9 protein-coding genes are annotated in these 14,004 nt (G+C 59.1%); all 9 read left to right on the top strand.

The annotated features are described in order from the left end of the window. Window positions 1-75: 75 nt before the first annotated feature. The 9 genes from AAIS01_RS15640 (at window position 76) to AAIS01_RS15600 (ending at window position 14,003) form a co-directional block, all read left to right on the top strand. Window positions 76-4,932 carry a beta strand repeat-containing protein gene (locus tag AAIS01_RS15640; protein ID WP_343469675.1) on the top strand — a complete coding sequence of 1,619 codons (4,857 nt, stop codon included), beginning with the start codon at window positions 76-78 and terminating at the stop codon, window positions 4,930-4,932. Window positions 4,933-5,207: 275 nt separating this feature from the next. Next, the gene (locus AAIS01_RS15635) at window positions 5,208-6,947 is read left to right on the top strand and encodes a type I secretion system permease/ATPase (RefSeq protein ID WP_343469674.1); all 1,740 of its coding nucleotides are present in this window, start codon (window positions 5,208-5,210) and stop codon (window positions 6,945-6,947) included. After that, a complete protein-coding gene (locus AAIS01_RS15630; RefSeq protein WP_343469673.1) occupies window positions 6,947-8,257 on the top strand; it encodes an HlyD family type I secretion periplasmic adaptor subunit in 1,311 nt (436 codons plus the stop codon). The genes AAIS01_RS15635 and AAIS01_RS15630 overlap by 1 nt, the downstream gene beginning before the upstream one ends. Window positions 8,258-8,471: 214 nt before the next feature. Then, window positions 8,472-9,245, top strand: coding sequence for a glucose-1-phosphate cytidylyltransferase (gene rfbF, locus AAIS01_RS15625; RefSeq protein WP_076385852.1), 774 nt, complete (start codon window positions 8,472-8,474; stop codon window positions 9,243-9,245). Beyond that, entirely contained in the window at window positions 9,227-10,309 is a 1,083-nt protein-coding gene (gene rfbG, locus AAIS01_RS15620) for a CDP-glucose 4,6-dehydratase (protein WP_343469672.1), read from the top strand. The genes rfbF and rfbG overlap by 19 nt, the downstream gene beginning before the upstream one ends. Beyond that, the gene (locus AAIS01_RS15615; protein ID WP_214913130.1) at window positions 10,306-10,866 is read left to right on the top strand and encodes a dTDP-4-dehydrorhamnose 3,5-epimerase family protein; all 561 of its coding nucleotides are present in this window, start codon (window positions 10,306-10,308) and stop codon (window positions 10,864-10,866) included. Before rfbG ends, AAIS01_RS15615 begins: the two co-directional genes overlap by 4 nt. After that, window positions 10,863-12,089 carry a methyltransferase domain-containing protein gene (locus tag AAIS01_RS15610; protein ID WP_343469671.1) on the top strand — a complete coding sequence of 409 codons (1,227 nt, stop codon included), beginning with the start codon at window positions 10,863-10,865 and terminating at the stop codon, window positions 12,087-12,089. The genes AAIS01_RS15615 and AAIS01_RS15610 overlap by 4 nt, the downstream gene beginning before the upstream one ends. After that, window positions 12,086-12,943, top strand: a complete 858-nt coding sequence (locus AAIS01_RS15605) for an NAD-dependent epimerase/dehydratase family protein (RefSeq protein WP_343469670.1) — start codon at window positions 12,086-12,088, stop codon at window positions 12,941-12,943. Before AAIS01_RS15610 ends, AAIS01_RS15605 begins: the two co-directional genes overlap by 4 nt. After that, window positions 12,933-14,003, top strand: a complete 1,071-nt coding sequence (locus AAIS01_RS15600; protein WP_343469669.1) for a class I SAM-dependent methyltransferase — start codon at window positions 12,933-12,935, stop codon at window positions 14,001-14,003. The genes AAIS01_RS15605 and AAIS01_RS15600 overlap by 11 nt, the downstream gene beginning before the upstream one ends. Window position 14,004: the final 1 nt, after the last annotated feature.

The following is a 14,004-nucleotide window of genomic DNA, read 5'->3' as shown; positions in this document are numbered from 1 at the left end:
CTTTTGGTCACGAGCAGTTGTATCCACGCGGCTTGAAAAGATATCCGGTTTCTCAACAGAGCAAGGAAGAAGCAAATGGCAGTGATAAATGGAACGAGCGGCGCGGATACGCTGGCCGGGAGCAGCGATGACGACGAGGTCTATGGATTGGCCTCCAATGATGTACTCCTGGGCAGCGCTGGCGCGGACAGACTGGATGGGGGGGCGGGGGTCGATACGGTGGATTATTCCGCTTCGACGGCTGCCATCGACATCGATATTCGCAACGGTGTAGGCCGGCCTGGTGTCGGTGGTGATGCGGAAGGCGATACGCTGGTCGCTGTCGAAAAAGTCATCGGTACGGCCTTTGATGACAGTTTCACCAGTACGATCGGTAATTTGACCTTCGAAGGTGGTGCTGGCAACGATATCTATAACGTTGCGACCAGCGGCGTGAAAATCATTGAGCAAGACAACGGTGGCATCGACGAACTACGTACCAGCTGGACGTTGATGACCATGGATCCTTTCATCGAAAAAATGACCTACACCGGTACTGTCAACTTCACCGGCTACGGCAACTCCAGCGACAACATTATCACGGGCGGCGCAGGCAACGACCTGTTGTTCGGTGGTGACGGCGCCGACCAGTTCTTTGGTGGTGCGGGGTTGGATGTGGCTGGTTATACCGACAGCAAGGTGGCGGTGAACATCAACCTCAAGACCGGTGTTCACTCGGGCATCGCAGCGGGCGATACATTTACCGACATCGAAGTGATTCGTGGCACAGGTGCTGCCGACACCTTCGTGGCGGACGGTCGGGCGATCGGTTTCGATGGCGGGGCGGGGATCGACACGGTGGATTATTCGACTTCGACCGCAGGGATCAATGTCGATATCCGCAATTACAAAGGCCTGCCAGGCACCGGCGGTGATGCCGAGGGCGACACGCTGGAAGGTATCGAAAAAGTCATCGGCACCGCATTCAATGACACGTTCACCAGTGCCTGGGGAGCCGTGACGATGGAAGGCGGGGCCGGAGACGATCTCTATACCGTCAATACCAGCGGCAACAAGACGATCGAGTTAGCTGATGGCGGTTATGACGAAGTGCGCACCAATCAGGCCATCTTCACCCTGAACCCGTTCATCGAGAAACTGACCTACACCGGCACGGCCACATTCACCGCTTACGGTAGCGCCACCGACAACATCATCATTGGCGGCACAGGCAATGACGTGCTGTTCGGGGGTGACGGCGCCGATCAGCTCTTCGGCGGTGAAGGCCTGGACGTGGCCGGTTATACCGACAGCAAGGTGGCGGTGAATATCAACCTCAAGACGGGGGTTCACTCAGGGATCGCCACTGGCGACACCTTTACCGACATCGAAGTGATCCGTGGTTCGAATTTGAACGATACCTTTGTGGCGGATGGCCGGGCGATCGGCTTCGATGGCGGTGCGGGTGTCGACACGGTGGACTATTCCACTTCGACCGAAGCGATCAATGTTGATATCCGCAATTACAAGGGCCTGCCAGGTACCGGCGGTGATGCCGAGGGCGATACGCTGGAAGGCATCGAAAAAGTCATCGGCACCGCATTCAATGACACGTTCACCAGTGCCTGGGGAGCCGTGACGATGGAAGGCGGGGCCGGAGACGATCTCTATACCGTCAATACCAGCGGCAACAAGACGATCGAGTTGGCTGATGGCGGCTATGACGAAGTGCGCACTAACCAGGCCAGCTACCGGATGGATCCGTTCATCGAGAAACTGACTTACACCGGCACGGCCGCTTTCACGGCCTATGGGAACGCTAGCGAAAATATCATTATCGGTGGCGTGGGCAATGACGTGTTGTTCGGCGGTGACGGCGCCGATCAGCTCTTCGGCGGTGAAGGGCTGGACGTGGCCGGTTATACCGACAGCAAGGTGGCGGTGAACATCAACCTCAAGACGGGCGTTCACTCAGGCATCGCCACTGGCGACACCTTTACGGGCATCGAAGTGATCCGCGGCTCAAGTTACAACGACACCTTCGTGGCGGACGGTCGGGCGATCGGTTTCGATGGCGGGGCGGGGATCGACACGGTGGATTATTCGACTTCGACCGCAGGGATCAATGTCGATATCCGCAATTACAAAGGCCTGCCAGGCACCGGCGGTGATGCCGAGGGCGACACGCTGGAAGGTATCGAAAAAGTCATCGGCACCGCATTCAATGACACGTTCACCAGTGCCTGGGGAGCCGTGACGATGGAAGGCGGGGCCGGAGACGATCTCTATACCGTCAATACCAGCGGTAACAAGACGATCGAGTTGGCTGATGGCGGCTACGACGAAGTGCGCACTAATCAGGCCACCTTCACCCTGAACCCGTTCATCGAGAAACTGACCTACACCGGCACAGCGGCTTTCACTGCTTACGGTAGCGTGACCGACAACATCATCGTCGGCGGCGTGGGCAATGACGTGCTGTTCGGCGGTGATGGCGCCGATCAGCTCTTCGGCGGTGAAGGGCTGGACGTGGCCGGTTATACCGACAGCAAGGTGGCGGTGAACATCAATCTCAAGACGGGTGTTCACTCAGGCATCGCCACTGGCGACACCTTTACGGACATCGAAGTGATCCGCGGCTCAAGTTACAACGACACCTTCGTGGCGGACGGTCGGGCGATCGGTTTCGATGGCGGGGTGGGGATCGACACGGTGGATTATTCGACTTCGACCGCAGGGATCAATGTCGATATCCGCAATTACAAAGGCCTGCCAGGCACCGGCGGTGATGCCGAGGGCGACACGCTGGAAGGCATCGAAAAGGTCATCGGTACGGCGTTCAATGACACATTCACCAGTGCCTGGGGAGCTGTGACGATGGAAGGCGGGGCAGGGGACGATCTCTATACCGTCAATTCCAGCGGTAACAAGACGATCGAGTTGGCTGATGGCGGCTACGACGAAGTGCGCACTAATCAGGCTACCTTCACCCTGAACCCGTTCATCGAGAAACTGACCTACACCGGCACAGCGGCTTTCACTGCTTACGGCAACGCGACCGACAACATCATCGTCGGCGGCGTGGGCAATGACGTGCTGTTCGGCGGTGACGGCGCCGATCAGTTCTTCGGCGGCTCGGGGTTGGACGTGGCCGGTTATACGGACAGTAACGAGGCCATGTACATCAACCTCAAGACCGGGGTTTATTCGGGTATTGCAGTGGGTGATACATTTACCGACATTGAAGTAATCCGGGGTTCAAGCTTCGACGATACGTTTGTCGCAGATGGTCGAGCGATCGGCTTCGATGGCGGGGCGGGTGTCGACACGGTGGACTATTCCACTTCGGCCGAAGCGATTAATGTCGATATTCGCTTCTATGAAGGCTTGCCAGGCGTTGGCGGTGACGCCCAGGGCGATACACTGCAGAACGTCGAAAAGGTCATTGGTACCGTGTTCAATGACACGTTTACCAGTGCCAGGGGGGCCGTGGCGCTGGAGGGCGGGCTTGGTGACGACGTCTACATTGTCAACACCAGCGGAAACAAGACGATCGAGCAGGCCGATGGCGGCTTCGACGAAGTGTTTACCAGCCAGGCTATCTTCACCATGGACCCGTTCATTGAGAAGATGACTCACACTGGCACGGTTGCTTTCACAGGCTACGGCAACACCGGCGATAACATCATCATCGGTGGCGGTGGCAACGACGTGCTGTTCGGCGCGGCGGGCGCGGATCAACTCATCGGCGGCGCAGGCGTGGATGTTGCCAGCTATGGTGACAGCCGGGTAGCAGTTACCCTCAATATGACGACAGGCATCCATTCCGGTATTGCGACCGGTGATACGTATCAGGAGATTGAAACGCTGCGCGGGTCGGGCTTTAACGACACCTTCATTGGCGGTTCGCAAGCGATGGGCGTGGATGGCGCGTTGGGAACGGATCTGGCCAGCTATGAACAGTCCTCCAGCGCGGTGACCATCGACCTGACGACCAATGTGAACGCCGGTGATGCTGCGGGTGATACGTTTACCGCGATCGAGATCTATCAAGGTTCCGGCTTCGATGACACCTTGTTGGGCTCTGCTAAAGCCGACATTTTTATCGGTGGTGCGGGCGCCGATATCATCGATGGGCGTGGGGGTGTGGACCAGGCTTGGTATATCAATAGTGCTGCCGCTGTGGAGATCAACCTTCAGACGGGTATTAATCAGGGAGGCGACGCCCAGGGCGATGTGCTGACTAACATCGAGCGGGTCATGGGCAGCCAGTTCAATGACTCAATGACTGGAGACAGCCTGGCAAACTGGTTGGAGGGTGGGCTGGGCAATGACACCATCTACGGTGGCGATGGCGCCGATTACATATATGGCGGCTTGTACACGGCTACAGGCCCGATGTTTCCCGGTAGCTCTACCAACGTTGCCCAAGCCGATCAGCTCTATGGTGGCCTCGGCAATGATGCGCTTACCACGGCCAACCTGGACACCGGAGCAGTGGCCTATGGAGAGGCAGGCAACGACGGCATTGCCGTGTTCAGCGGCACTGCTGATGGTGGCGCCGGCAACGATATTTTGTTGGGCAAAGGGGATGGTTTCCGCTTAGTGGGGGGAACAGGAGATGACACGTTGACTGTCGCCGACGGTGGTCAGGGGTTCCTCAATGGAGGCCAGGATGATGATACCTACGTCATCGATACCTACGGCCAGGTCACGATCAAGGATGACGGTACGGGAGGGGTTGACCGGGTGTTGCTTAACGGAATGGCGTCAATGGACACGATAACGACCGTGCGCAGTGGCAATGACGCCTATATCTTCAATACCTCCAGCTACCATTCAGGTCAGCCTCTCTCGGACACAGGTGTGAAGCTGCAAGATTGGTATGCAGGCTTCAACACGATCGAGCAGTTCCATACGTCCAATGGAGATGTCTTTACGATCCCTGCCTAATACCTGCGCGTGACCCCTCGCCCGCGGAACTCGATATAGGGCAGGGCTACAGAAACGCCTCTGGGTCTTATTGATCCAAAGGCGTTTTTTCATGTGCCTCCAGCATGGGCGCAATCTTGCGGATGCGGGTCCTGCCGCCAGCAGATTGTCTGGTGCGGAACTTGCAGATCCAGTGCAAAGCGCTCAAAGAGCGTCAAGTTTCCATACGACTTCTTTCATCAAGTCAGTAACGACTGGCGACATGGATTTCACGAACACCAAGGGACGGATAACAGTTGAAAACCCATAACGCTGTCAGTGCGCCTGTTGTCGCGCCTCCATTGAAAACGGCACTGCGCCGGGGGCTGATAGGTGCCGCGCTGTTTTCCGGGGTGATCAATATCCTGGCGCTGATTGGCCCGGTTTTCATGCTGGAAGTGTATGACCGGGTCATTCCCAGTCAGAGTGTCCCGACTCTGATCGCCTTGGGCCTGCTGGCGCTGGGCGTTTATGCGCTGTCGGGCCTGCTGGATATCATTCGCTCTCGAATCATGGTGCGAATTGCTTCCTCGCTGGATCTGGCGTTGTCTTCGAAGGTCTTCAGTGTGATTGCCGGTGCGTCGCTGAAAGCGCCCATTACCGGAGACGCTTTGAAACCGGCCCAGGAGCTGGACCAGATCCGCAGTTTTATTGGTGGGCCAGGTCTGGTGGCGTTTTTCGATTTGCCGTGGATGCCGGTTTACCTCGCGGTCTGCTTTTACATTCATCCACTGTTTGGGCTGCTGACCACCGGCTTGATGATCATCCTCATCGCGCTGACCGTACTCACTGACCGGCAAACCCGAAAGTTGATGCAGGCGTCGGCTGATGCGTTGAACAAGCGCAATCATTTGGGACAGCAAGCGCACCAGAACGCCGAAGCCCTGATAGCCATGGGCATGCTGGGCAACACCTCGGCTATTTGGCAGCAGACCCACAGCTCCTTTACCACCCTGCAACGACGTTCCATCGACATCGGCGGTTTTTACGGCGGCATTTCCAAAACTCTACGTCATGTCGTTCAGTCAGCTGCACTGGCCCTGGGTGCCTGGTTGGTGATCAAAGGTGATTTGAGCGCAGGTACGATGATCGCAGCCTCGATCATTGTGGCGCGAACGCTTGCTCCGGCCGAGCAGGTCATCGCCGCATGGCGCAGTTTTCTGAGTGCCCGTATCGCCTGGAATAAGTTGCTGGAAGTGTTCGCGTTGTTTCCGGATGCCCAGAGCAAGACCGAATTGCCCGCTGCTCATAGCACTTTGCAGGTGGAGGGTATCTTTGCCGCTCCGCCCGGTGCACAACGTCTGACCTTGCAAAACATAACCTTCATGGTTTCCGCGGGTACCGCCGTCGGCGTGGTGGGACCGAGTGCATCGGGCAAGTCTTCCCTGGCGCGCGTGCTGGTCAATGCCTGGACGCCCGCGCGAGGGCATGTCCGGCTCGATGGTGCGCCACTGGATCTGCTGACTGAGCAGGCTCGAGGCAGATTGATCGGTTATTTGCCGCAAAGCGTTGGGCTGTTCACTGGAACCGTTGCCCAGAACATTGCCCGACTGGACCCTTTGGCACAGGACAGCGCGATTGTCAGTGCCGCGCAATTGGCCGGCGTTCATGAGTTGATTCTGCAATTGCCCCAAGGCTATGAAACCCAAGTGGGAGAAGGTGGGGTCAACCTCTCGGCCGGTCAGCGACAACGGGTGGCACTGGCCAGGGCTTTGTTCGGTGATCCGTTCCTGGTGGTGCTGGACGAGCCTAACTCCAATCTGGATGCCGAGGGCGAGCAGGCGCTGGCCAAGGCAATACAGGCGGTCAAAGCTCGTGGCGCAATTGTCGTGGTGATTGCCCATCGCACCAGTATTTTGTCGGTAATTGACCATGTGCTGATTCTCGAAAACGGCATGCAGGCAGCTTTCGGTCCCAAGGATGTCGTCCTTAAAAGGCCGCCTGCGCCAGTTCCCCGGCCCGCCAACCATGTAGTGGAAATGGGAGTGTCCAACTGATGCAGGCCGATCAAGAAGCCAATCTGACCGATTCTGTATCCCGTCATCTGCGTTGGGGGGCGATGTCATTGGTGGTGCTGCTCGGCGGAAGTCTGGCTTGGGCGATGTTGACCAACCTGTCTGGTGCAGTCATCGCTTCGGGGGTGGTGGCCGTGGAGGGCAGTGTCAAGACCATCCAGCATCCTACCGGGGGAGTGGTGGCCGAATTGCTGATCAAGGAAGGGGAGACAGTCGCGGCTGGGGACGTATTGTTGCGTCTTGATGCCACCTTGCCAGCCGCTAGTCAGGCCATCGTAAGCAAGTCTTTGAATCAGGCCTGGGCCCGCCTGGCTCGCCTGGAGGCCGAGCGGGACAATGCCAGCAAAGTGACGGTGCCAAAAGAGTTGCTGAGTCGAATGAGCGTGGAAGAGGCCAAGGCAGTTATGGCCAGCGAGCAACAACTGTTCATCGACCGCCGCGCTTCCCGGGAGGGCCAGAAGAAGCAACTGCGCGAACGGATTCAGCAACTCCACGAAACCATCGCCGGCCACGACCTTCAGCAAAAAACCAAGCTCGAGGAAATCGAACTGATTGATAGCGAATACCAAGCCGTCAAAAAGCTGTTCGACAAAGGCATGATGACCCTCGACCGGGTTAACGCCCTGGCTCGAGGTATTGCCCGCTTGCGTGGAGAGCGGGGACAGTTGATGGCGTCCATCGCCGAGGCCCGGGGCAAGATCGCCGAAACCGAGTTGCAGCGGCTCCAGGTGGACCAGACTTTTCGCAGCGAAGTATCCCAGGAACTGCGGGACTTGCTGGCTCGCCAGGGCGAATTGATCGAGCGGGAAATCACTGCCAGCGACCAGCTTAGACGCATCGACATCACCTCGCCCATCGCTGGCCGGGTGCAGCAGTTGGTGGTGCATACTATTGGTGGGGTCATTTCCCCCGCCGAGGGACTGATGCAAATCGTACCTGTTGACGATGAACTGCTGGTGGAAGCGAAGATCAGCGCCCAAGACATCGACCAGCTAACGGTCGGGCAATCGGCAATCTTGCGCTTGAGTGCGTTCAACCGCAGTACCACCCCTGAATTGACCGGGACTGTGGTGCGATTATCGGCGGATCTGATTCCGGACGAACGTACCGGGGAAGGGTTTTATCGGGCGGGTATCAAGATTCCTCAAAGCGAATTGGCAAAACTGCAAGGACTAGCCCTCGTGCCGGGAATGCCAGTTGAGTCGATGATTCAGACCGGCTCCAGAAGCGTCATGTCTTATTTGCTTAAACCGATCAGCGACCATGCCCAACGAGCATTCAGGGAGGGCTAGTTCTTCATGCTGAATGGCTTGGCGAGGTAATAAACGCTAGAGCTTCAGATACCAGTATTTGCTGGCGCGTTTCCTGCAAGCCCCCCTCATATCGCCATAAAACGAGCGCTTGCGGCATGCCGCGGCGCCCGGATCGGCATTGAAGGTGTAATCCCCGCGCCCGCAAAGCGAAACAACGCTTGGCCGAGCCCGGTGATGGACAAGAGGGGAGACGATGAAGGCAGTTATCTTGGCAGGTGGTCTCGGCACGCGGATCAGCGAGGAGTCGCACCTCAAGCCCAAGCCGATGATCGAGATCGGTGGCAAGCCAATTCTTTGGCACATCATGAAGCAGTATTCCGCCCATGGAATCCACGACTTCGTCATTTGCCTGGGCTACAAGGGCTACGCCATCAAGGACTTCTTCGCCAACTACTTCCTGCACACCTCCGATGTCACGTTCGACATGTGCAACAACCGCATGGACGTTCACCAGAACTACAGCGAGCCGTGGCGCGTGACCCTGATCGACACCGGTGAAGACACCATGACCGGAGGGCGGCTGCGGCGCGCGGCGCGTTATCTGGAAAACGAAGAGGCGTTTTGCTTTACCTATGGCGACGGCGTCTCGGACCTCAACATCGGTGCGCTGGTGGATTTTCATCTGGCGCACGGCAAACTCGCCACGGTCACGGCGGTCCAACCTCCTGGACGTTACGGTGCGCTGGAGCGCGACGGCGATAGCGTCCTGGGTTTCACCGAAAAACCTCGGGGTGACGGTGGCTGGATCAACGGCGGTTTCTTTGTACTCTCGCCCAAGGTCCTGCCTTATATCGCTGACGACCAGACTTCCTGGGAGGCCGAGCCGCTGGCGGCGTTGGCAACCGAACAGCAACTGCAGGCGTTCCAGCACGACGGTTTCTGGCACCCGATGGACACCCTGCGGGATAAAAATCATCTTGAGGCCCTGTGGCAAAGCGGGGAGGCCCCATGGAAACAATGGGGTTGAGCCCGGAGTTCTGGCGCGGCAAGCGGGTGCTGGTTACTGGCCACACCGGTTTCAAGGGCAGTTGGCTGGCACTGTGGCTGCAAAGCCTGGGCGCCCGGGTCAGCGGCTTTTCCCTGGATCCGGCCACCGACCCCAACCTGTTCGAGCTGGCGCGGGTGGGCGAGGGTATTGATGATCGGCGCGGTGACTTGCGCGACCTCGGTGCCTTGCTGGAGGTGCTCGCCGACGTGCAGCCGCAGATCGTCCTGCACCTGGCGGCCCAACCGTTAGTGCGCGAGGGTTATCGCGATCCGCTGGGCACTTATTCCAGTAACGTCATGGGCACCCTGAACCTGCTTGAAGCGGTCCGTCAGATCGGCGGCGTGCGAGCCTGTGTTCTGGTCACTACCGACAAGGTCTATGCCAATCAGGAATGGCTGTGGCCCTACCGCGAAAACGAAGCCCTGGGTGGCCATGATCCTTACAGCAGCAGCAAGGCCTGCTGCGAGTTGCTGGCGCAGTCTTATGCCGCCTCGTTTTTTTCGGCCGATCGTTACGCCGAACACGGCCTGGCCCTGGCCACGGCCCGGGCCGGAAACGTGCTGGGCGGCGGTGACTTCGCCCCTGAACGGCTGATCCCGGACGTGCTCAAGGCCTGGTCGGCAGACGAACCGGTGACGCTGCGTTATCCCCAGGCCGTACGCCCCTGGCAGCACGCCCTGGAGCCGCTGGCCGGTTACCTGCAATTGGCTGCGCGGCTCTTTGAGCAAGGCCCGGAGTTCGCCGGTGCCTGGAACTTTGGCCCCGGCGAGGCTGACATGTGCAGCGTCGGCGAAGTCGTTCAGTTGCTCGCCGAGCGCTGGCCGCTGGCGCCAGGCCTGCGGATCGAGCCGAGCGATTTGCATGAAGCCGGCCTGTTGCGCCTGGACAGCAGCCGCGCCCGGCAGTTGTTGGGTTGGCAGCCGCGTTGGTCGTTGCAGCAGTGTCTGGCCCAGACCCTCGATTGGCATTTGGCATGGCAGAACGGCGATGACATGCGCCAGGTCACCCTCGGCCAGTTGAACTTGTATCGAGGCGCGTTGTGAGCGAGTTTTTGTTAAAGGCGTTGCCTCTTGCCGGGCTGTTCAGCGTCCAGCACAAACGCTTCGAAGACCAGCGCGGGCATTTTGCCCGGCTGTTCTGCGAGGGCAGCCTGAGCGCGTTCGGCCAACCGTTTCATATCCGCCAGATCAACCATTCCTGCACCCGCGAGCGAGGTAGCGTACGGGGTCTGCATTACCAGAGCGCGGTACAGCCAGAGGCCAAATTGATCACTTGCCTGCGCGGTGAGGTCTGGGATGTGGCGGTGGATTTGCGCCCTGATTCCGATACGTTTCTGCGCTGGCATGCCGAGCATTTAACGGCGGGTGACGGACGCAGTCTGTTGATCCCGGCCGGATTTGCCCACGGGTTCCAGACTCTGACTGACGATGCCGAACTCCTGTATCTGCACAGTGCCGATTACGCCCCGGAGCATGAGGGTGGCGTGTCGGTCAATGATCCGCGGCTGGCGATTGCCTGGCCGCTGCCTGTCAATAATCTGTCGATCCGGGACAGCAGCCATCCCTTGCTCGACGAGCATTTCGCTGGAGTGCGTGTATGAATTGCCGAGGTTGCGGGACTGCCCTGGTGTTGCCACTGATTGACCTTGGCACGTCGCCGCCGTCCAACGCCTACGTGCGGGCCGACCAACTGGAGCAGGCCGAGCAGTGGGTGCCGCTCAAGGTTGCTGTATGTCAGCAGTGCTGGCTGGTACAGACCGAGGATTACACCCGCGCCGACAGTCTGTTCGACGCCGACTATGCCTATTTCAGTTCGTTCTCCAGTACCTGGCTGGCCCATGCCGAGCGCTATGTGGCTGAGATGGTCGAACGCTTCGATTTGACCCCGGACAGCCGCGTGGTGGAGATTGCCGCCAACGACGGTTACCTGTTGCAGTACGTGGCCAAGCGCGGCATTGCGTGCCTGGGCGTCGAGCCGACCCGCAGCACCGCCGTAGCGGCTCGTGAAAAGGGTCTGGAAATTCGCGAGCTGTTCTTTGGCCGCGACACCGCGTCGCAACTCGTGGGGGAGGGTTGGGCAGCCGACCTGATGGCGGCCAATAACGTGCTCGCCCATGTGCCGGACATCAATGATTTCCTCGCCGGTTTCGCCACGCTGCTGAAGCCGACGGGCGTAGCGACGTTTGAGTTTCCGCAATTGCTCACGCTAATGGCCGGGCAGCAGTTCGACACTCTGTATCACGAACATTTTTCCTACCTGTCGCTGACGGCCGTGCAAACATTGTGCGAGCGCAACGGGCTGGAAGTGTTCGATGTCAACCCACTGTCGACCCACGGCGGTTCGTTGCGGGTGTTCGTCCAGCGTGCCGATGGCATGCGTCGTCCGGTGCAGGCCACGGTGCAACAGCAGTTGCAGGCTGAGCTGTCAGCTGGCGTGAAAACCTCTGCGTATTACGCCACCTTGGCGCCGGCCGCGGAGGCCATCAAGCATGGTTTGCTGCGCTTCCTGCTGCAGGCCAAGGCTGATGGCAAGCATGTGGTCGGTTATGGCGCGGCCGCCAAAGGTAATACGTTGCTCAACTATGCCGGGGTCAAACCCGACCTACTGGCCTGGGTAGCCGATGCCAATCCGCACAAACAGGGCAAGTACCTGCCGGGCAGCCGAATCCCTGTGGTGTCGCCTGAGCGTATCGCGCGGGAGAAACCCGATTACGTCCTCGTCCTGCCCTGGAACCTGTTGAGCGAAGTCAGCCAGCAGTTGGCCGAGGTTCGCCAGTGGGGTGGGCAGTTCGTGATCGCCGTGCCTGAGTTGACGGTGTTATGAAGGTCTTGGTGACTGGCGCTTCGGGGTTTGTCGGCCGTCATCTGGTCCAGGCGTTGCTGACGCGTGGCTGTGAGGTAAGGGCCGTTGCCCGTCGGGTCGAACCGGCAAGAGCATTGCCTTGGTTCGACCAGGTCGAGTTCGTGGCGGCTGATGTCCACGATGAGGCGCTGGACGTCGCGGCGCTGGCCGAAGGGGTCGATGCGTTGGCGCACCTGGCATGGCCTGGGTTGCCGAATTACCAGGCACTGTTTCATTTTGAACACAACTTGATGGCTGATTATCGCCTCATCAAAAAGGCCGTCGAGGCAGGCGTTTCCCAGGTGCTGGTCACTGGCACCTGTTTCGAATATGGCCTGCAAAGCGGGCCGCTCGACGAGCAGACTGCGCCGCAACCGGCCAATCCTTACGGATTGGCGAAAAATACCTTGCGCCTGTTTCTCGAACAGCTGCAACGCGAGCATCCCTTTACCTTGCAGTGGGCCCGCTTGTTCTACTTGCACGGCGCTGGCCAGAACCCCAACAGCCTGCTGGCGGCGCTGGACCGGGCCATCGATACCCAAGCAGCGGTATTCGATATGTCCGGGGGTGAGCAGTTGCGCGATTACCTGCCGATCGAGACTGCGGCCGCCCATTTGGCTGGCCTGCTGCTGCAGCGCCGATTCAATGGCGTGGTCAATTGTTCCAGCGGCGAACCGGTGTCGGTGCGCGCGCTGGTGGAAGCACATCTGCGCAAGCGTGGTGCCGCCCTTCGCCTGAACCTTGGCCATTATCCTTATCCGACTCACGAACCCATGGCGTTCTGGGGCGTGGCTGACCGTTTGCAAACCTTATTGGGAGCCGCACATGACGCGTGAGCTGTACCGGGCCACCGGTCTTCCGGTGCTGCAAAACCGGACCTTTGCCGATGAGCTGTCGGCCAAGGCTTCGGCGTGTGCCGATATGGTACTCGTCCAGGACGAAGTGAGCGGGTTGGTCTTCAACCAGGCATTCGATGCCGACAAGCTCAGCTACGACAGTGATTATCAGAACGAACAGGCCCACTCGGCTCAGTTCCAGCGGCATCTGTCTGAAGTGGAAGGCATCATTGCCCGGCATTTCTGCGCTCAGGAGCTGATCGAGGTCGGTTGTGGCAAGGGTTATTTCCTGGAGCTGCTCAAGCAGCGTGGCTACGCCATCACGGGCATCGACCCGGCCTACGAGGGCGATAACACCGATGTGATCAAGGCGCCGTTCACGCGGGACCTGGGCCTGTCGGCCGATGCGGTGGTACTTCGTCATGTGCTTGAGCACATCCAGGACCCGCTGAGCTTTCTCGCCGAAATCGCAGCGGCCAACCAGGGCGGACAAATCTACATCGAAGTGCCTTGCCTGGACTGGATTCTCGAGCATCGCGCCTGGTTCGACCTGTTCTACGAGCATGTCAATTATTTCCGCCTCGATGACCTGCGCCGAATGTTCGGCACGGTACATGAGGCCGGACATCTGTTCGGCGGCCAGTACCTGTACATCGTGGCTGACCTGGCTACGTTGCGCCTGACGCCGGAAGAACCCGCGGCGGAACTTGCGTTGCCGGACGGCTTCACTGCCAGTCTCGGGCGCGCGGTGCAGATTATCCAGGCTGCGCCGCAGCAGGGCTCGGCGATCTGGGGGGCTTCGTCCAAAGGTGTGATCTATTCGCTGTTCCTGCAACGCGCGGGTGTGGCGGTGGACTGCGTGGTGGATATCAACCCGGCCAAGCAAGGACGGTATCTGCCCTTGAGCGGCGCGCGCGTCTGCTCACCGAATGAGGCGATGGACACCTTGCCTGAAGGGGCGCACGTGTTTGTGATGAATTCCAATTACCTTGAAGAGATCAAGCGGATGACCGGGGGGCGTTACGTCTACCACGCCGTTGACAGTGCTTCGTTCCAATAAC

This window comes from Pseudomonas halotolerans (assembly GCF_039581215.1).
Lineage (GTDB): Bacteria > Pseudomonadota > Gammaproteobacteria > Pseudomonadales > Pseudomonadaceae > Aquipseudomonas > Aquipseudomonas tehranensis.
The sequence above is the reverse complement of the archived record's forward strand: the minus strand, read 5'-3'. Positions and strand labels throughout refer to the sequence as shown.